The 19,539-nt window shown below is 60.5% G+C and carries 17 protein-coding genes; 6 read left to right on the plus strand and 11 right to left on the minus strand.

Annotation, left to right across the window (positions count from 1 at the left end; genetic code table 11):
* Positions 1 to 4: 4 nt before the first annotated feature.
* The 3 genes from ACLBW8_RS24565 to ACLBW8_RS24575 are packed head-to-tail and all read left to right on the plus strand — an operon-like array spanning position 5 to position 3,243.
* Positions 5 to 2,182, plus strand: coding sequence for an FUSC family protein (locus ACLBW8_RS24565; protein ID WP_447806506.1), 2,178 nt, complete (start codon positions 5 to 7; stop codon positions 2,180 to 2,182).
* On the plus strand, positions 2,172 to 2,372 hold the full coding sequence (locus tag ACLBW8_RS24570; RefSeq protein WP_053254492.1) for a DUF1656 domain-containing protein: 201 nt from the start codon (positions 2,172 to 2,174) through the stop codon (positions 2,370 to 2,372). The genes ACLBW8_RS24565 and ACLBW8_RS24570 overlap by 11 nt, the downstream gene beginning before the upstream one ends.
* Before the next feature lie 10 nt (positions 2,373 to 2,382).
* Entirely contained in the window at positions 2,383 to 3,243 is an 861-nt protein-coding gene (locus ACLBW8_RS24575; protein ID WP_128590835.1) for an efflux RND transporter periplasmic adaptor subunit, read from the plus strand.
* A 117-nt stretch (positions 3,244 to 3,360) separates the two neighbouring features.
* On the opposite strand, the gene ACLBW8_RS24580 is transcribed toward ACLBW8_RS24575, so the two are convergent.
* Positions 3,361 to 3,762, minus strand: a complete 402-nt coding sequence (locus ACLBW8_RS24580) for a hypothetical protein (RefSeq protein WP_064450783.1) — start codon at positions 3,760 to 3,762, stop codon at positions 3,361 to 3,363.
* Entirely contained in the window at positions 3,759 to 4,949 is a 1,191-nt protein-coding gene (locus ACLBW8_RS24585; protein WP_064450784.1) for an MFS transporter, read from the minus strand. Before ACLBW8_RS24585 ends, ACLBW8_RS24580 begins: the two co-directional genes overlap by 4 nt.
* 111 nt (positions 4,950 to 5,060) lie before the next feature.
* On the opposite strand from ACLBW8_RS24585, the gene ACLBW8_RS24590 reads away from it, so the two are divergent.
* Positions 5,061 to 5,918: a LysR substrate-binding domain-containing protein gene (locus tag ACLBW8_RS24590; RefSeq protein WP_447806507.1), complete on the plus strand. Its 858-nt coding sequence runs from the start codon at positions 5,061 to 5,063 to the stop codon at positions 5,916 to 5,918.
* Here ACLBW8_RS24590 and ACLBW8_RS24595 read toward each other — a convergent pair.
* Both ACLBW8_RS24595 and ACLBW8_RS24600 read right to left on the minus strand, forming a co-directional pair.
* Positions 5,915 to 6,727: an SDR family oxidoreductase gene (locus ACLBW8_RS24595; RefSeq protein ID WP_064450786.1), complete on the minus strand. Its 813-nt coding sequence runs from the start codon at positions 6,725 to 6,727 to the stop codon at positions 5,915 to 5,917. The genes ACLBW8_RS24590 and ACLBW8_RS24595 overlap by 4 nt on opposite strands.
* Positions 6,728 to 6,741: 14 nt before the next feature.
* A complete protein-coding gene (locus ACLBW8_RS24600; protein ID WP_064450787.1) occupies positions 6,742 to 7,206 on the minus strand; it encodes a hypothetical protein in 465 nt (154 codons plus the stop codon).
* Between the two features lie 383 nt (positions 7,207 to 7,589).
* Here ACLBW8_RS24600 and ACLBW8_RS24605 point away from each other — a divergent pair, with 383 nt between their 5' ends.
* Complete coding sequence (locus tag ACLBW8_RS24605) at positions 7,590 to 8,102, plus strand: hypothetical protein (RefSeq protein WP_447806508.1); 513 nt, start codon at positions 7,590 to 7,592, stop codon at positions 8,100 to 8,102.
* Entirely contained in the window at positions 8,099 to 10,939 is a 2,841-nt protein-coding gene (locus ACLBW8_RS24610) for a hypothetical protein (RefSeq protein ID WP_447806509.1), read from the plus strand. Before ACLBW8_RS24605 ends, ACLBW8_RS24610 begins: the two co-directional genes overlap by 4 nt.
* Positions 10,940 to 11,024: 85 nt before the next feature.
* Here ACLBW8_RS24610 and ACLBW8_RS24615 read toward each other — a convergent pair whose 3' ends face one another.
* The 7 genes from ACLBW8_RS24615 to ACLBW8_RS24645 form a co-directional block, all read right to left on the minus strand.
* Positions 11,025 to 11,300, minus strand: a complete 276-nt coding sequence (locus ACLBW8_RS24615) for a DUF3077 domain-containing protein (protein WP_064450788.1) — start codon at positions 11,298 to 11,300, stop codon at positions 11,025 to 11,027.
* Between the two features lie 440 nt (positions 11,301 to 11,740).
* Positions 11,741 to 13,192: a mannose-1-phosphate guanylyltransferase/mannose-6-phosphate isomerase gene (locus tag ACLBW8_RS24620; protein WP_262667063.1), complete on the minus strand. Its 1,452-nt coding sequence runs from the start codon at positions 13,190 to 13,192 to the stop codon at positions 11,741 to 11,743.
* A gap of 150 nt (positions 13,193 to 13,342) precedes the next feature.
* Positions 13,343 to 13,999 (minus strand): alginate O-acetyltransferase AlgF, encoded by a 657-nt coding sequence (locus ACLBW8_RS24625; protein ID WP_064450790.1) that lies wholly within the window; start codon positions 13,997 to 13,999, stop codon positions 13,343 to 13,345.
* Between the two features lie 16 nt (positions 14,000 to 14,015).
* A complete protein-coding gene (locus tag ACLBW8_RS24630) occupies positions 14,016 to 15,200 on the minus strand; it encodes an alginate O-acetyltransferase (RefSeq protein WP_447806510.1) in 1,185 nt (394 codons plus the stop codon).
* 11 nt (positions 15,201 to 15,211) lie between these two features.
* Complete coding sequence (locus ACLBW8_RS24635) at positions 15,212 to 16,744, minus strand: MBOAT family O-acyltransferase (RefSeq protein ID WP_447806511.1); 1,533 nt, start codon at positions 16,742 to 16,744, stop codon at positions 15,212 to 15,214.
* Between the two features lie 217 nt (positions 16,745 to 16,961).
* Positions 16,962 to 18,071, minus strand: coding sequence for a mannuronate-specific alginate lyase (locus ACLBW8_RS24640; protein ID WP_447806512.1), 1,110 nt, complete (start codon positions 18,069 to 18,071; stop codon positions 16,962 to 16,964).
* 8 nt (positions 18,072 to 18,079) lie between these two features.
* The gene (locus tag ACLBW8_RS24645) at positions 18,080 to 19,528 is read right to left on the minus strand and encodes an alginate O-acetyltransferase (protein WP_064454856.1); all 1,449 of its coding nucleotides are present in this window, start codon (positions 19,526 to 19,528) and stop codon (positions 18,080 to 18,082) included.
* Between the last annotated feature and the right edge of the window lie 11 nt (positions 19,529 to 19,539).

Genomic DNA, 19,539 nt, shown 5'->3' on the forward strand with positions numbered 1-19,539 from the left:
GTTCATGACTTTCTTGCCTGCACCGCTGCGCTGGTTGCACTCCCTTGAGTGGCGCCGTGGTTTTTTCGACTGGGCACGCAGTGATGGCGTGACCTGGGTCTATATCTTCAAGGTGCTGATCGCTGCGTTCCTCACGCTGTGGTTGGCCATGCGCCTGGAGCTGCCGCAACCGCGTACCGCGATGATCACCGTGTTTATCGTGATGCAACCGCAGAGCGGCCAGGTGTTCGCCAAGAGCTTTTACCGCTTCCTCGGCACCCTGGCGGGTTCGGCGGTGATGGTCTTTCTGATTGCCTTGTTTGCGCAGAACACCGAATTGTTCCTCGGCGCACTGGCGATCTGGGTCGGCATTTGCACCGCTGGTGCAACGCGTAACCGCAACTTCCGCGCCTATGGTTTTGTGCTGGCTGGCTACACGGCGGCGATGGTGGGTTTGCCGGCCCTGGCGCACCCGGACGGCGCGTTCATGGCGGCGGTGTGGCGGGTGCTGGAAATTTCCCTGGGGATTCTCTGTTCCACGCTGGTCAGCGCCGCGATCCTGCCGCAGACCAGCAGCGCGGCCATGCGCAACGCCCTGTATCAGCGCTTTGGCGTGTTCGCGCTGTTCGTCACCGACGGCCTGCGTGGGCGCAGCCAGCGCGAAGGTTTTGAGGCCAGCAACGTGCGCTTTATCGCCGAAGCCGTGGGCCTGGAAGGCTTGCGCAGCGTCACCGTGTTTGAAGACCCGCATATGCGTCGGCGCAACGGTCGGCTCAGCCGCCTCAACAGCGAGTTTATGAGCATCACCACGCGTTTCAATGCGCTGCACCAGCTGTTGGAACGGCTGCGCACGGTTGAAGCCGATCATGTGGTCGCGGCGATCAAGCCCGGCCTGCAGGACCTTGCCGAAGTGCTCGACGGCTTCTCCGGCCGTGCCCTCACCAGCCCGGACGCCGCGCGCCTGGTCAACCAACTGAGCACCTACAAGGACGGCCTGCCCGCCAAAGTGCGCAGCCTGCGTGCCACCTTCCAGGAAGGCAACCCGAGCGAAGCCGAGCAACTGGATTTTCATACGGCCTACGAGCTGCTGTACCGCTTCGTCGACGACCTGCACAACTACGCGCAGACCCACGCCTCCCTGGCTGATCATAGCCATGCACGCGAGCAGTGGGATGAAACCTTTATCCCCAAAACCAACTGGCTGGCCTGCGCCGCTTCGGGGATTCGCGCGTCGTTCATCCTGATCGTGCTCGGCAGCTACTGGGTGGCCACCGCCTGGCCGAGTGGCGCGACCATGACCCTGATCGCCGCCGCCACCGTTGGCCTGTCCGCCGCCACGCCCAACCCCAAACGCATGGCGTTCCAGATGGCCTGCGGCACCTTGATCGGCGCATTGGTGGGCTTCGTCGAAATGTTCTTCGTGTTCCCCTGGATCGACGGCTTCCCGCTGCTGTGCGTGATGCTTGCGCCGGTGATCATCTTCGGCGCCTTCCTCGCCTCACGGCCAAAGTATGCGGGCGTCGGTGTGGGCCTGCTGATTTTCTTCAGCACCGGCTCGGTGCCGGACAACCTCACGGTCTACAACCCCTACACCTTTATCAACGACTACATCGCCATGGTCATCGGCATGCTGGTGTGCGCGGCGGCGGGGGCGATCATCCTGCCGCCCAACAGCCGCTGGCTGTGGCGCCGCCTTGAGCAGGACCTGCGTGAGCAAGTGGTGTATGCGATCAGTGGCAAGCTCAAGGGCCTGGCGTCGAGTTTCGAAAGCCGCACCCGCGACCTGCTGCACCAGGCTTACGGCCTCGCCGTCGGCCAGCCGCAAGTGCAGCGCGACCTGCTGCGCTGGATGTTCGTGGTGCTGGAAGTCGGCCACGCGATAATCGAACTGCGCAAGGAGCAGGCGATTTTGCCGGTGCACCCGGCCTATGCCGAATCCCAGCCATGGCGCCAGGCAATCCGCGTGATGGGCCGCTCGCTGGTGCGGCTGTTCCTGCAGCCCAGCGCGAGCAACCTGGAGCGCGGGCTAATTGCCGTCGACCATGCGATCAGCCGCGTGCAGGCCACCGACGAACCTTTCGCCCCGCACTTCGACACCTCGGCCCTGCGCCGGGTGAAAAGCTACCTGCACTTTATTCGCACTTCGTTGCTTGACCCGCAATCGCCGCTGGCTGCCCTCAAAGGATCTCCACATGCCGCGTGAAATAGCCTTTCACGGCCTCTACATGCCGACCATGACCCTGATGTTCTTGATTGCCGCCGCGCTTGCCTGGGCCCTGGATCGCTTCCTGGCCGGGTTCGACCTGTACCGTTTTTTCTGGCACCCGGCGTTGCTGCGCCTGAGCCTGTTCGTTTGCCTGTTCGGCGCGCTGGCGCTGACCGTCTACCGTTGAGAATGCCCCGATGAAAAAGTTTTTCAGCCTGCTTGCGACCTTGCTGGTACTGGCTTTGGCGATCTGGATTGGCCGCACATTGTGGGTGCACTACATGGAAACGCCGTGGACCCGCGATGGCCGCGTGCGCGCCGACATCATCAACGTCGCCGCCGACGTTACCGGGGAAGTGGTCGACGTGCCGGTGCGGGACAACCAGTTGGTGAAAAAGGGCGACCTGCTGATGCAGATCGACCCCGAGCACTACCGCATTGCGGTCAAGCAAGCCCAGTCCCTGGTAGCGTCCCGTAAAGCTACCTGGGAAATGCGCAAGGTCAACGCCCACCGCCGCGCCGACCTCGACGCGTTGGTGATCTCCAGGGAAAACCGCGACGACGCCAGCAACATTGCTGACTCCGCCCTGGCCGACTATCAACACGCGCTGGCGCAGCTGGAAGCCGCTGAACTTAACTTGAAGCGAACGCAAGTCGTGGCGGCGGTGGACGGCTACGTCACTAACCTCAACGTGCACCGTGGCGACTACGCGCGCATCGGTGAAGCGAAGATGGCTGTGGTCGATATGAACTCGTTCTGGGTGTATGGCTTCTTCGAAGAAACCAAGCTGCCCCACGTCAAAGTCGGCGACAAGGCCGATATGCAGCTGATGAGCGGCGAGACGCTCAAGGGCCATGTGGAAAGCATCTCGCGCGGTATCTACGACCGCGACAACCCCGAGAGCCGCGAGTTGGTGGCGGATGTGAACCCGACTTTCAACTGGGTGCGCCTGGCCCAGCGGGTGCCGGTGCGGATTCACATTGATGAAGTGCCGGACGGCGTGTTGCTGGCGGCGGGTATCACCTGCACCGTTATCGTTGACCCAACACAACACTGAAAGGTGGCGCTGGCTTGTGTGGGAGCGGGCTTGCTCGCGAATGCGGTGTGTCAGTTAACGCAAGTATTGACTGATCCACCGCATTCGCGAGCAAGCCCGCTCCCACACTTAATCGTGTTAAGCCTTGATGAAGGTTTCATGCAGGTGGCGCCACAGCAGCGCGCCGCTGGCCTGCTTTTCGAACACCACGGTGGCGCGGCGATCGGTCTGGGTGCCGCTGTCGTCAACCTGATGTTCGCGATAGGTCACGATGGCACCGCGCGCATGCCGGTCAATCCCGACCATTTCACTCAAGGTGATTTTCAGCCCCGGGCGCATGCCGCCCAGGCGCGTGAACAAGGCATTCAATCCGGCTGCATTTACCCTCGCGCCGGTGGCGGGGGCAACCATGCTGAATTCAGGCGAGAAGCGCGCCAGCAAACTCTGCAACGTGCCTTCTGGCGCAACCCCGGCAAACCACTGTTCGATCTCGACGTGGGTCTGGGTCACTTCCTCAAAAAAATCGCGGTAATCAATCATGGCTGTGGCTCGCTGGCAGGGTGAAGCAGTGTGCGGACTCTGGACGCATCCAGGCGCAACACTGCCAAGAGGGGCAGCAGTGTCAGGGCTGCCGCTATCGTGAAGGTTATGGCGAAGGAATCCAAGGCCGACAACAACGCACTGAGTGCGGCGGCGCCGAGGCAGAAACTCACTTGCCGATTGATATTCCACAGGGCGCTGGCGTGGCCCATGTGTGTATCGGGAATGTCGAGAAACGCCAGCGTCTGCGCGGTGCTGCTGCACAGGCTGCCACCCAGGCCCATCAAGGCGTAGGCCGCAATAATCACGGCGGGCTCGGGTTTGGTCAGCAGGAGGATTCCGATGCATTGCAATACCATGCCCGCCAGCAGCAACGGTTTCGGGCCGCAGCGGTTGAACAGCTTTTTGCTGAGGAAAATCGCCAGCGCCGAGGCCAGCGCCCACGGCAACATCAGTGCGCCGGTGTGTGTCGCGTCATAGCCCAGGCCGCGCAGGTAGAGGATGGCGATCAGGCTGGTGCCGATGAATACGCCCGGGATGAACAGATAGATAAGCATTGCCACCCGCAACAGCGGGCTGCGGATTTGTTTGAAAATGCTGCCCAGCTCCAGGCCCGGTCGAACGGTTGTCGGGCTATCAGGTTTTATCCACAGCAACGCCAGCAGCAGGGTCATCAGTGCCAGTGGCAGGTTGGCGTAAAAGATCCAGCGCCAGGCCATGGTGTCGACAATCAACCCACCCAACGCCGGTGACAGCGCCGGAACCAGCAGGGCGACCGACATCACGCGTGCCGTCAGTTGGCTGCGTTCTGCCGGTGGAAAGTGCCGATAAGCCATGGCCTGGCCCACGGGAATCAGCAAGCCGCCGCCCAGCCCTTGCAACGCACGCCAGCCAATCAGTGTTTCGATGGAGCCGGCCTGGCCGACCATTACCGACGCGCCGGCAAACACCAGCAGGCTCACGGCGATCAGTGTTCGCTCGCCCAGGATCGCCGCCAGCCAGACGCTCAAGGGAATAATCACGGTCAGCCCGAGCATGTACGCGTTGCTGATCCACGCCAATTGCGTGACCGAGGCGTGCAGTTCGCGGGCGATATCCGGGTAGGCGACTGTGGCGACAAACATGTTCACCAGGTCCAGGGCGAAGCCCAGTAAAAAGATCCAGGCGACTTTCGAGCGGTAGGTCATGAACGCGATCCTGCGAGTGAAGCGGGCAGGGTAGGCGCGATGCAGGGTTTGGGATACGCCGGTTTGCCTGTTAGTTTGTCAAAAATATTTTGACAAAGGAGGGCGTGGCCGATGGTCAGCCTGGACCGTTTCGACACCTTCAAGGCCGTGGTCGAGGCCGGCTCGCTGACCGCGGCGGCGGACCTGTTGGGCCAGACCCGTGCCGTGGTCAGCTTCAACCTCAAGCGCCTGGAAGCAGAATTGGGCGTGACCCTGCTGACCCGCAACACCCGCCAACTGGCACTGACCGATGCCGGCGAACGCTTCTACCTGCGTTGCACACGCATGCTTGAAGAAGCGCGCCTGGCGGTGGAAGAGGCGCGCTCCGAACATGCCCAGCTCAAAGGCACGTTGCGCATCACCACCACCGTGGAATATGCGCTGGCGGTAGTCGCCCCGGCGGTGGAAGCCTTTCGCCGCGCGCACCCGGACCTGAACATTCACTTATCCACATCCTCCACCCATGCCGATTTGATCTCGGAACGCTTTGACGTGGCGATTCGGTTGGGCCGCCTGCTGGACTCCACCCATCGCGCGGTGCAGCTGTCGACGTTCGAGGTATTTGCGGTGGCCGCCCCCGAGTTTGCCGGTGTTCAAACGTTGGATGAGTTGGAGCGTGTGCCCAGGTTGGGCCATGGCCGTTTGACGGAACTGAGCGTGACCGACCCGGCAGGTGCCGCGCATCAATACCGCGCCGGTCAAACGGCGCTGGTGGCCGACAGTGCTGCCGTCCTCCAGGCGTTCGCCGTGCGTGGACACGGCGTGGCAGTACTGCCGCAATGGCTGGTGCAGGAGGATCTGGAGGCGGGGCGGCTGGTGCGGTTATTGGCCGACCATCGCTTCGCCCCGCAAGGGGTTTATGCGATGTACCCGGATACCCGGCATTTGCCGTTGAAGGTGCGGGCGTTTATTGATTTTATGAAAGGTTAGAGTGAACCCGTCAGGCCGAAGCGCTTTTTCAACACCGCCTCCAGCAACGCCTTGGGCAACAACGCCGCCATCAACGGCAACGCCCGGCTGCCATTGCCCGCGCGCAACAACCGTGGCGGTTTTGACTGTTGCACCGCTTTCAGCACTTGAGCAGCAAAGTGCTCGGCTGAGGTCGGGTTGTCTTGCGAGGCCTGGGTGCGCGCACGAATTCCGTCGCGCAACGGCCACCACGGCGACTTCTCGTTGATCAACAGTTCGGCCTGGGCGCCTGCATTTTTCGCAAAGCTCGTGTCGATAGCCCCCGGCTGTACTTCCATGACCCTTACACCAAATGGTGCCAGTTCCATGCGCAATGCATCGCTCAGGGCATGCACCGCGGCTTTCGACGCGCAGTAAGCCCCGGCAAACGGCGTAACCAGCACCCCGGAAACGCTGCCGATATTGACCACCAGGCCTTTACCGCGACGCAGCGCGGGGAACAGCGCCTGGGTCACGCCGACGATGGAAAACACGTTGGTCTCGAATTGACGCTGCATCGCTGCGGTGCCGCCGTCGAGCAGCGGGCCCATGGCGCCGTAGCCGGCGTTGTTAATCAACACATCCAACTCGCCCCACTGTTCGGCGAGGTGCTGCAAGGCTGCGTTGTCGTTGACGTCCAGTTGCACCGTGTTGAAGCCGGCTGCAGCGAGGGCGGCGACGTCTGCCTCGCGGCGGGCACTGGCCCAGACCTCAAAGCCTGCAGATTTGAACGCGTCGGCCAGGGCGCGGCCGATGCCGCTGGAGCAACCGGTGATGAGTACGTTGGGCATGGATCAGTCCTTTGTCAGTCCGAGAAGCTGCCTTGCAGGTGCTCGGCGCGAAATTCCAGGGTTTGCGGGCGGTAGCCTGGGCGCAATGGAGGTGTGGGCAGGCAATCGTCCCAGGTAGCGCCAGCTTGCAGTTCGCCGGGGCCGCGATAACGTGGCGCCGCATAGACGTTGTCGGCCAGGTTGACGGTGTCGCCCGGTGCATAAGCGGCGAGCCGCCAGCGCAGCTCGGTGAGGGGCACGTCGTTGCCGTTGTTCAGCACCAGTTTCAAGGGGCGGTCGGCCGGGCATTCCTGTGGTGCATAGCTGATGCGCAATTCCAGGCGCGACAGTTGCGAAGCTTCGCGGTTGTCCAGCCACACCACCCAAATGGCCACAAAGCCCAGGCCGACGGCAGCGGCCAGCGACACAGGCAATGCCTTGGCCGGGTAGCGCAGCAGCAGGATCAGCCAGGTGATGATCAGTAGAACGCCGAAGAACATGATGATGACCTCGCGAAGGGATAGACCATCGTACCTGTGGCTGGGCTGGGTTGACTATCTGCGGACACAGACAGGGTATGTGCGCTGCATTGAACACATGATCAAACAAGTTTTTTTAGCGGTTTTTGTACGAATCGACACTCAGGAAGTACCGAAGCCTGTCGGAACAGAGCGCTTCAACAGGTCCTATTTCCAGTCCTCTATGTGAGTAAGAGTCGATGATTACCCGCCCCCTCAGTCCAGGCAATCTGCAACCGCTTTTGGCTATAACACCACCCTCTTCATTGCCGGTTGAACCACCTGCAGCGGCGGTGGGCTATGAAACGTCACAAGCGCCTTCGGCTCCCCAAACGCCCACGTTGCCTCGGTTGCGCAGAGCCCCATTGGAAAACCCTCCGGCCCGCGACACCTCTAAGCCTTCGGCGCTGACGCTCAGTCAGCGCCAAGAATTGGCAGGGAACATTCATAACAATTATTGCCTGACGGTTGCGTTGCAAGAGGTCCAGGCGGCCATCGCCGAGGATCCGAGTCTGGATGTTGCAGCGTTGCTCGAAGCGAAGACGTTTTCCGCTCATTACGTTTCAACCTTTGGGCGCGCCTATAAAATCGCGCCGGGCGAGGATGTGCCGCTGGCGTGGTTCCTGCGGGAAAATCAATTGCTGGTCCCCAAGGACCTCGGGCAACTGGCCAACCTCATCGCCGTGTGCAAGGAGCCGTTGCCTGAGCCGGTTGAGCACGGCAATTACTGGGGGCTGTTATCCCAGCCCGCCACATTGGACAGTGGCCAGCGCACCCGGTTAAGCGAAATGGCGGCCGCCGAAATGGCCAAGCTGTCGCCTGGCAAAGGTATCTTCGCTGCTTTTTATGAGACGCATGGGGTTCGCTTCAAGGCATGAGCGCCGCGCAGATGCTTGAAAGCATGCTGGGCAGTGCTCAGATCAGACACTTGGGCCAAGCGCTGGAAACGGCCTTCAACAGTGACGCGTCACTGACCAGCAGAGATGCAAATTGGGCGTTGGCGGCAATGGTGCTGGCGCTGGATCCGCAGGCCGGCAGCAAGCGTGGCGTCGTGGCCGGGTATGACCTTTACCAGCCAGCCAATCGGGACGTCCATCCTTCGGTGGTGGTCTCGCGCCTGGAGAAACATCTGGTGGACCGGGGCAAGGTACCTGCCGAGCTGGCATCGGCCGCCGCGCGCTTGTTGCTTGCAGGCGCTGACCCTGCCTTCATTGCCGAAGATATGCCCAGCAACCTGGTGGTCAAGTCGGCGGCTTTTGCCCGGCTCTCGGCGGTTGTGCAGGCGCAAGAGTTTTGGGCGCCGGGCATCGCGACGCATACCGATTTTAAAACATTCATGCGCCTGGCCGAGCTCAGTCCTACCACGCAAGCCGAGGCCGTTATCGAGGCCAAGGCCCAGGCCAATGCGTTGATTCAGTGGGGGCGCGCCCAGGACAAGATCGTGCCAAAGGCCGATGACGCCTATACACCGGAAGATGTGGCCAAGCTACATGATGCGTTCAATGCACAACTCGCTGCGTTGAAAAAAGCCCACGAACAGATCAGCGCCCCTATGCCTAAGCGGATGGAGTTGGCGCGTGAGGCACTGAAAAAGGCCTATGGTTCCACGGATCCATTTGACCAGCGCAATACCCGCATTACCAATATTGATGCCAGCGAGAGCGATCCGCACTCCATCGAGGATATCTACGCGGCCGGCAAAATGGACCGTATTCCAAGAGGGGAGCGGTACGATTTTCAATTAGGTAACCGTTTCCCCCGGGTCAAGCCGCTTCCTGATATTAACCAGACATTCGACAGCCAGTTCGATAGCTACTTCAACAACTTGAAGGAGGGTGTGACGACCGTAGCCAGGGACCAGCTGTCGCAACTTTCCGCGCAAGACAAACAAACCATCGCGTCGGGCAAGATCGATTTTTTTTCGCTGCGTAAAGCCAGTGTCGCAGAAGCTGAGGGCACGGAGTTCCCGGATGATGCAAAAGCGGCCAAAGCGCGTTATGGATTCTTGATGCGGGTCCTGACCAAGATCGACAAGAACGGCGATGATAAGGACGATAGGAATCTGCGTCATGTCTGGTTCGAGTGGCACCCCCTGCAAGGATTCTTGCGCCGTCGCGACGACCTGCCCAGGTATCTGCCGAATCCTCCTGAACGAGTCGCCAACGCGGAAACCTACGCAACGACGCGTGCGCAAGGCAAGGGTCTTGGGGTCGATTTCGATGCGTTTGATAACGGTACCGCGCCGCAGCCTGGGAAATATTCGGATGGCCTTCTGAATGAACCGATTCGCGCACCTTACTTGCCTGAACCCCGTCAGGGACAGCACGCCGATCCCATGCAAGCCATGAATGCTCGGTTCGACAAGATTGCCGGCGTGGCGGCCGGCCATCTGTTACATGACCACGATGCCATGAAGGCTGGCGCCAGGGGGGTGACAAGGGTGGAAGAGGAAGAAGCCGGCATCCAGGCCTCGTTGGATTTTATTAGGCGACTGATTCCGTTCCAGAGTGCCATCGAGAATGTACTTCAGGGCAATACCGGCGCGGCGATCAAGGACGTAGCGCTGGATATTTTCGGTTTCATCCTTCCATTCGCCAAAGGGGTGCGGGCGGCGGGAAAAGTCTTGGGCAAGCTGGGCGAAAAGCTCGGAACGCGAGCGTTCAGGGCGTCCGATACGGTCCTGCGCTCCGTTGTCAGCGGCCTGAACCCCGCCGATGGTCTGGGCGACCTGGCAATGGGGGTGGCAAGGGGAGGGAAGTCGGTGTTGAAAAGCAGTTATAGGGAGTTGCTCGAACAATTTCAGAAGCAGTCTTCCAATGTTGGCGCCCCTGCCAAAGTAACGAGCACAGCATCCGACATCGCCGGTGCCAGCCGCGGGTTGCGCGATTACAGCGCCCACGCACTGCCTGATAGCCTGCTTGAGGGCGTTACGAAAAGGGGCGACGGCACGTTTCAAGTCGGGAAAAAGTTTTATGTCCGCTACACCGATGGCACCGGCGTCAACCGAGTATTTGAAATCAGCGACGTCTACAAAGTCGCGGGGGGGCATGTTCGGGTCGTTGATCCTGTCACCCAGAAAACGGTGATGTTCCTGCAGCCAACGGGCACCGGCGAATGGCGACTGAACAGCATGCCGGGAGGCGTCAAGCCCGAAACACTGCAACGCATGAGTGGGATCAGGCCTCAGCCGCAAAAACGTCCTGCCGGGCAAGGCAGCTCTGGTTCATCTGCAGGCGTGGGGGTATCCGGCAGTCAGCCGGCCTTTAAACGACCCAAGGTGCCTGAAGCTTTCCCGGGTGAAAAGGCGCTGATGGATCCGCCCGTCACAGGCGAGAACCGTTTCTACCATTACACCGGGGCAAAGTCTCATGCCGCAATCAACAGCGATTGGCATCTGCAGTCCTCGGTGCTTAACGTGGATGGCAAGCCGTTACCGGGTGGGCGAGCCAGGCATTACTTCACGGATCTGGCGCCTGATGATGCGGCAACCAAAGAGATCTCCACGACTATTTTTGGGCGCCGTCGACATGGCAACCAATTGGACAAGATGACGCATTACTACGAGGTCAATACCTCGGGGCTGACGGTCATGAAAACCGATAACCCGCATATTTTTTATGTGGAGACGAAATTTGCCCTGCCCTTGAAGTACAGAGTCGAGGGTGAGCAGGTGAGTCGAATCATTACCCACGGTCAAACGCCATTCACCGCGTAGCCTCTACGGCCCCTCCCGCCTTTAACCGCGTACCGCCTTTGAGATACGGCCAACCGCGGGAGGGGGCTTGCTCACGATGACTTGCTTACTGCGCAGAAGAATCCGCCTGCAAGCCTTCGATGGAAGCCTCAACCAATGCCAAGCCGGTTTCGGCCAATTGCAGGCTGGCCCAATTCAGGTAGCTCTGGTGTTCTGTGCATAAGTCTTGAGCCGCCAGGGTGAGCACGCGCGCGGTGCCCAAAACATAACTGGCATGTTCCAGTGCATGTTCGATGGGAATGCCGGGTTGTACGCAAAACAACGGTTCTTCACTGCGCTCGCTAGGGCCGAACGGGGTGGGGCGGGTGGTTTGTTTGGACATGGTAAAACTCCTATGAAAATCGGAGTTGCCACGCTTCGCCGTCAAACGAATGGGTGGCAACTGTGCGCAGGTTGACGGACCGGTCATAGGAACCCGGCGCGCTCGAAAGCGCCCCACGCACAGTCGCCATAACGCTGTGCTTGGTCCTATGAGTTTCCAAGGCCGTCAAACCTCATCACGAATGCGTCGTGACAGGCGCGAGGATAGGCAGGATGGGGGCAAGGGTCAATGATGGCGGTTGTGCTTTCGGGCGCCATCGCAGGCAAGCCAGCTCCCACAGTTGACCGGGTACATCCGTTGGAATGCATTCCCCTGTGGGAGCTGGCTTGCCTGCGATGGCGCCTTCACAGGCACCACAACGCCCAAACAAAAAGCCCCCACCCAGCCCACTGCGGATAGGGGACGCAATGGGCTGGGCGAGGGCTTTTTCTACGACCGTTTTACTGCGCGATAGTTTTCACCGACACACCACGTTCAATCGGCGTGGAGCGCCCGTAGATATCTTCAAACCGCTCGATATCGTCTTCGCCCAAATAGCTGCCCGATTGCACCTCGATGATCTCCAACGGGATCTTGCCCGGGTTGCGCAGGCGGTGCACCGAAGCGATGGGGATGTAGGTGGACTGGTTTTCGCAGAGCAGGAACACGTTCTCGTCACAGGTGACTTCGGCCGTGCCGCTGACCACGATCCAGTGTTCGGCGCGGTGGTGGTGCATTTGCAGCGACAGGCACGCCCCCGGCTTGACCGAAATGTGCTTGACCTGGAAACGCCCGCCCATGTCCACCGAGTCGTAGGAGCCCCATGGGCGATAGACTTCGCAGTGGTTCTGGGTTTCGCTACGGCCCTGTTCGTTGAGGGTCGAGACCATCTGCTTGACGCCCTGGACCTTGTCCTTGTGGGCAATCATCATCGCGTCCTTGGTTTCCACCACCACGATATTGTCCAGGCCGATCACCGACACCAGCTTGCCGTTGCCGTGGATCATGCAATTGCGGCTGTCCTGGATGACCACGTCGCCTTTGCTGACGTTGCCGTTGACGTCTTTGTCATTGACCGCCCACAACGAGGCCCAGCAACCTACGTCGCTCCAGCCGGCACTCAGCGGCACCACGCAGGCGCGCTGGGTTTTTTCCATCACGGCGTAGTCGATGGAATTGTCCGGGCAGCAGGCGAAGGTGGCTTCGTCGAGCGTCACGGTGTCGGCATCCTGCTCGCTGCGTTCCAGGGTGAGTACGCAGGTGTCGTAGATGTCCGGATCATGTTTTTTCAGCTCTTCAAGGAAGCGGCTGGCGCGGAACAGGAACATGCCGCTGTTCCAGAAATAACCGCCGCTTTTGACGAACTCGATCGCGCGTTTTTCGTCGGGTTTCTCCACGAACTGTTGCACGCGGCTCACGCCTTCGGGCAGCAGCGAGTCGTTGGTGGACTTGATGTAGCCATAACCGGTTTCCGGACGGGTCGCCGGCACGCCGAACAGCACCATCTCGCCACGCTCGGCGGCCACGGTAGCCAGGGCCAGCGCACGTTGCAGGGCTTTCTGGTCGTCGATCACGTGGTCGGCCGGCAGCACCAGCATCAGTTCGTCGCGGCCTTCGTTGACCAGCATCATCGCGGTCAGGGCCACGGCCGGCGCGGTGTTGCGCCCGAACGGTTCCATCAGGATGCGCTGGCATTCGAGCTTACGCGTGCTCAGTTGCTCGTTGACGATAAAGCGGTGGTCCTTGTTGCAGACCACGATTGGCGAGTCCATGCCTTCAAACACCAGGCGCTCCAGGGTTTGCTGGAACAGCGTGTGCTCGCCGGTCAGGGCCAGGAATTGCTTAGGGAACTGTTTGCGGGAAAGCGGCCAAAGACGTGAGCCGCTACCACCGGAAAGGATTACTGGGATCATGGATGTTTCTCCTTGAATCGATTTGGGTCAGAGCCTGTGGGAGGGGGCTTGCTCCCGAAAGCGGTGTTTCAGTCAGCACATCTGTTGCTGAACCAGCGCATTCGCGAGCAAGCCCGCTCCCACAGGGGGAGCGTCAAATTGAAAATCTAATCAGCGGGTCGACACCGGGCGTTTTACCCAGACTGGCGAGATGCTCGAACCGGAACCGGTCACATACAGCACCGCCGCTTCACCACGTTCCAACGCCACCGGCTTCACATCGCCGACTTTCTTGTCACCGTCATACAACGCCAGGCTCACCTTCACCGGGTTGATTTCGCGCTCGCCACGGCTTTTGGCGGCCACCGACTTGACCACGTCGGTCTTGCCGTCGGCGGTTTTCAGGGTCAGGGCCTTGTCGCTGAGGTTCTGCACGCGTACCAGGGATTTCTGCTTGTTCTTGAACGGCGGTTCTTCGATCAGTTGTGGCTGGCCGCTGCCGCTGTTAACCAGGGTGTAGTAGTGGTCGGCGGCGAGTTTGACCGGCACGGTCTGGCTGCCGACCTTGGCGCTGTAGTCGCCGCCCGGCATGAAGCTGAAGTCGCTGCTGGCCAGCGGTGCAACGTCGTTCAGGTTGGTGGCGCCGACGGTAGCGCTGACTTCCTGGTTACTGGCGTTGTAGACCCGCACGAAGCTTGAGCCTTTCGGCGCGGTTGGGCCGTAGAGGGCAGCGTCACCCCCGGCGAAGGCGGACATCGATACGAAGCTCAAGCCGGCAGCAATGGCCAGGGTCTTGGCGAGACGACGCGGAGTAGTAGTGAAAGTCATGTGAGTTACCTCTCTTTCAGTTTTGCGCCCGGTCGGGCGTCTCGGATTTTTGGTGTTTAACTGGGGTGTTCAGTGCCATGTTTTGTTGGCGCGAACCGGCTTGTTTAAGCTGCGCAACCCACTGCGGGTCGGCGTCACCGATTTCGTTGTTGACGGGCAGATAACGTTCAGGAAATTCCCAGATCAGCACCTGTGGCGGGCTGTTCTTGAAGTCGTCGCTTTTCAAGTAGCTGAGCATCGGCAGAATCGGGCCGTGGCCGTCTTCGGAGTAGTTGATGACGTCGCTGTGCAAGGCTTGCTTGAGCGCGCCGACGAAGTTCCAGTTGGGGTTGGCGCTGTAGCTGGTGCCGACCAGTGCCACTGGGGTTTCGCTGTTGCTGAACAGCGCGTCGTCGCCTTGGTTTTCAGCCAGGTGCGTCACGCGTTTTTGCAGCGGCTCCTTGGGCGGCATCAGGTTTTCAAACAACGGGTCCAGTGGCAGGAACAGACGCAGGTCGCCTTTGTGCGGCTCCGTCTTCTCGGCCTCGGTCACAAAGCGTTGTGGTTCACCGCTGAGCGGCGCCTTTTCGCTAATCACCTTGGCCAGCTGTTTGGCGGCGATTTCGGCGCCGTCCGGCGTCCAGTGGGTGTCGGTGCGCAGGAACACTTGCTTGCCGCCAAGCTTGGCCTGTTGCAGCGGGCCTAGCAGGTCCGGGGCGATAATCTTGTCGGCAGCCACGCGGGCGTGGAAGTCCTGGTACAGGTTGGCGTGGATGCTCGCCGGTTTCACGTCACCCAGGTGTTCCGGGTACAGGCGCACCTTGGCCGGCACAATCGCCATGACCAATTGAATGCCTTGGGCCTTGAGCTTCTGGCGTACGCCTTCGACCAGCGCGTAGTTGCCCTCCAGGTTCTGGTCTTCATTGACGGCGGGGTTGAACTCCTCGTCGCTGTACAACCAGTGATCGCGGCCCAGCACCACGCCAGGGCGGCCTTCGTTGAACAGCTTGTAGTCCAGCGCAGCCCACAGGTTGGTGCCAATACGCTTGATCGGGAACTGGTCGTCGTAATGCGTTTCGACGGCTTTGGTCCAGCGACCATTGAGCACCGTCGCGTCGGGATTGGTGCTGAAGCCGAAGAAACTGCGCATCGACCAGGCGCCCAGGGCCAGCAGCACCAGCAGGAACAGCGCGATATAGAGGACGCGGAATGAACGGGTCATGGTCGGCTCCCTCAGAATTGGAAGTAAAGGAACGGCGAGAAACTCTGCGCCGACAATTTCAGGATCGACGCCACGAACAGCAGCAGCACTGCGGCGCGCATGGCGTAGCGTGGCCAGTCGGCGGTCCAGTAGGCCGGTTGCACGGCGGCGTCCTGGCCGACGGTGAAACCTGGCTGATGGATGCTGCCCGGGTTGTCGCCCGGCACGGCCTTGATCAGGCTCGGGTCGGCTGGCTTGGCTTTCTCGGCAGGGCGGTTGCTGTAGAAATCGCGCAGGCCAAAGAACGCCAGTGTTGCGTAGGCCACCACCAGGGTTGCCACTTGCAGGCCGGTGAGGTTGGCGCGGTTGAGTTCCGACAGCGACCACTCGCCAAAGCTGAACATCGCACCGTACATACGGCCGGCGACGTGCAGGTTCTCCGAGCGGAAGATCACCCAGCCCATCACCACCAGCAGGAAAGTGAAGGCCCAGCGCACCACGTTGAAACTGCGCGGCGCGGTGTTGAGGCCGATGGCTTTTTCAATCGCCAGCCACATGCCGTGCCAGGCGCCCCACACGATGTAGGTGATGTTCGCACCGTGCCACAGGCCACCGAGCAGCATGGTCAGGAACAGGTTGCGGTAGGTGGTCAGCGTGCCTTTACGGTTGCCACCCAGGGTGATGTACAGGTAATCGCGCAGCCAGGTGGACAGGCTGATGTGCCAGCGGCGCCAGAACTCGGTGATCGACTGGCTGATGTACGGCTGTTTGAAGTTTTCCATGAAGCGGAAACCCATCATCAAGCCCAGGCCGATGGCCATGTCGCTGTAGCCGGAGAAGTCGAAGTACAGCTGCGCGGTGTAGGCCAGCGCGCCGAGCCAGGCATCGCCAGTGGTGGGGTTTTGCAGGGCGAAGCAATGGTCGGCCACCACCGCCAGGGTGTCGGCGATGAAGACTTTCTTGATGAAACCCTGCATGAACCGCGTGCAGCCCTCGGAGAACTTGTCGAGGGTGTGTGTGCGGTTGTTGAACTGGTCGGCCAGGTCGCGAAAGCGCAGCACCGGGCCGGCAATCAAGTGCGGGAAGATCGCCACGAACGCCGCAAAGTCGATGAGGTTGCGGGTGGCCGGGGTGTCGCCGCGGTACACGTCGATGATGTAGCTGATGGACTCGAAGATGTAGAACGAGATCCCGATCGGCAACAGCACGTGGGTGAGAATGAACGGCTCCAGGCCCGCCGACTTCATCATCACGTTGATGCTGTCGACACCGAAGTTGGCGTATTTGAAGTAGCCGAGAATGCACAGGTCGACCGCCACGCCCAACAGTAGCCAGCGTTGAGCCGGCTTGGTGCGCTCGCCTGCCGCACCGACCTTGAGGCCGATCCAGTAATTCCACAGCGTGACGGCGGCGAACAGCGCCAGGAAGTCCACTCGCCACCAGGCGTAGAACACGTAGCTGGCAATCAGCAGCAGCAGGTTGCGATAGCGTTGCCCGCTCAAATAGTACAAGCCGAGGAAAATCGGCAAGAACAGAAACAGGAACACATTGGACGAGAAAACCATCCCGATCTCTCCATGTTTAACCAACAGTCAAGGGCCAGAGCCCCCCCAAACCCCCCACGCAAATACGCGCAGAGAGCGGTACTACATTCCTACTGACGAAGCCGGCTCAAACTGTGGGAGGGCTTGCCCCCGATGGAGGTGTAACAGCCGCCATCTGTGTTGAATGACACACTGCTATCGGGGGCAAGCCCCCTCCCACATTTCTAACCGTGTTCCGTCAGTTGCCTTTGTTGCCTTTTTCATGCGTCGGGTCGTAGACCTTGGTCAGGTCACCGCCCAATCGGAAAGTCTTGAACGGCTGCATGCCATGCTTGCGCTCGAGCACATCCGGGGCGCAGGTGTAGAGGGTGCAAAAGGGTTCAAGCCAGGCAAATTTCATGTCCTCCTTGAGGTCCTTCATGTCCTGCTCTTTGCCGTTCTGCTTCTCGAAGATTTCCGGGTCTTTGACCCCGGCGAGCACCTTGTCACCCAGGCGTTTCAATGCACCGTTGTTTTCCTGGCGCAGATCCACGCCGTTGACCAGGGCGAAACTGGCGATCATCGACAGCGGCGGCAGCGCGTAGTTGTGGTACGACAGGGCACGTTGCTGGCGCTTCAATTCATTCGGCAGGAAGCCCTGGTCATCGACCTGATTGGCGCCGACCTTGTATTCCTTCACCGCCCAATCAAACAGGTCGCGGCGGTTCACAGCGACGGATGTGGCCATCACCGACCAGGCCGCCCAGTAGGAGTGGTTGTTGGTTTTTTCCAGCGGCAGGTTGTCCCAGTCGCTGACGACCTGATCGGCCATTTTGCTGAACCAGGCTTCGATCAACTGCGACTCCTGCTGGTGGTTGGCCAGCGGGTGCGAGTCGGAGAACTTCAGGCGTACATAGGCCGAAGCCATGCTGCCCAGCGCCCATTTGCGCATGGACTTGCCGGTGTGGTTGAAGTCCTTGGACATCAACGCATCCGCCTTGGCCCAGCTCGTGAGCCAGTTCAAGGTGCATTCCAGCTGCTGCGGACGACCGTCGCGCATGAATTGCATCACGCGCTTGCTGGTGTCTTTTTCCAGCTTGGTGATGTCGGCGGTGCTGTCGCGAAAGGCTTTTTCGGATTGCACATTCAGGGTGGAACGGGCTTTGTCCGAACCTTCGTACTTGCTGCGAAATTGCAGCGAGCCGGTGTACGGCGCCGGCATGGCGTCGCAGTCATTCTTGAAATCGCCGGTCTTGAACGCTTCCACCGGGGCGAAATAACCCTGGGGTGGACGCAGTGGCGCGGCGGCATTCACGGAGCCGGCGAACATCGCCAGGCCCAGTAATGTTGGGATCAATAACTTCTGCATAGGTAACCTCATTGCCCGGTTGAGGCGGTCTGTTGACCACCGGCGGGGAATACGTTGCGTGTGCAAATTTTCGCTTCGACTTTCTGCGCGGCAGCGCCCTTTTCTGGGCCCTGCACTTCCACGGCCAGCAAGTTTTGCGAGGCCCAGTCTTCGTCGGTGCGCAGTTCAAAGGCGAAACGCCCGTCTGTATCGGATGTTTCGGGTTTGTCGATCTTGATGTCCTCGTGGCGCCCGTTCATGTACCAGAGGGTGGCTTGCAGGGTTTTCACCGACGGGTCGGCGAAGCGGATGTCGACCTGATGGCTGCTGTTGCGCAGGTCTTTGTTCGAACTGTTGACCATTAATTCGTTCTTGCCGGGTTTCAACGTGGTGCTGGCGCTCATCTGCGCGGTCTTGCCTTCGCAGCCGTTGTCGAGCAGCGACATCATCTGGCGGTAGATGGTCTCCTGGTCGAGGCGATACAGCGGCGAGAATTCCCAGATCAGGATTTTCGGCGGGGTTTTCTGGAATTCATCGCTGCCCAGGTACTGGATCATCGACCCTTCCAGGCCACCGCCGGGGAAGGCGACGTTGAGGATGTCGGCACCGATTTCCTGTTCAAGGAAGCCGGCGAAATTGTAGTTCTTGCCGCTGTGGCTGGTGCCCACCAGGGTGATCTGCGGGTTGCCGGCATCGCTGAACAGGTCGCCGTCGCCCGCTTCGCCTTTGGGCTCGGTGGTGAATTGGTCCATGTACTGGATCGCATAGCTGGTGCCGCACAGCTGCCCGGCCATGTTGTGCAGGGTGCCGGTCTTGCCCATGCGCCCGGAGCGCTTGGTTTCGAATTCACGCTGGGGGATGCCGGCAAACTCCGGCATTGCACGCACTTTGGCACCGACGATTTTCGCCGTGCGCTGGGCACCGTACGGGGTCCAGTGTTGGTCGCCACGGAAGTAGAAATCGTGGGCGGGCAACTCATCCGGCAGTTGCTCGTTGGTAAGCGGCGACAAGTCCGGCACCACGTAACCCATCTTGGCAAAACGCCCGAGCATGGTTTTGTAATTGCCCAGCGCTTTGTCGAAATCGAAACTGGCTTTCTCTGCGGGGTTGAGCTTGTTGCGGTTCACCAGGCCACGGGTTGGCTGGTAGACCACCACCAGTTCCACGCCTTTGGCCTTGAACGCATCGTGCAGTTGTTGCATGCGCTTGTAGCCGGCGGGGCTGGTGTCGAATTCAGTGCGCAAATCTTCCTGGGTACGGAACAGCCAGTCGCCCTGGGCTTGCACCAGGGTGGTGAAGTTCTGCTGGTAGCGCGTGGTGTAGTTCTTCGCGTCATGGGCGGCCGGGCACAGGCTGCAGCACGGCTCGGCGCTGAACGTAGGCGCTTTCACTTCATCGGCGCGCACGCCCTGGCTGGCCGCCAGCAGGCCGAGGGTCAGACCCGAGAGGCTCAGCAGTTTGATCATGTGTGGGTGCATAAGGGTCATCC

It is taken from the genome of Pseudomonas sp. M5A4_2d (assembly GCF_053345295.1).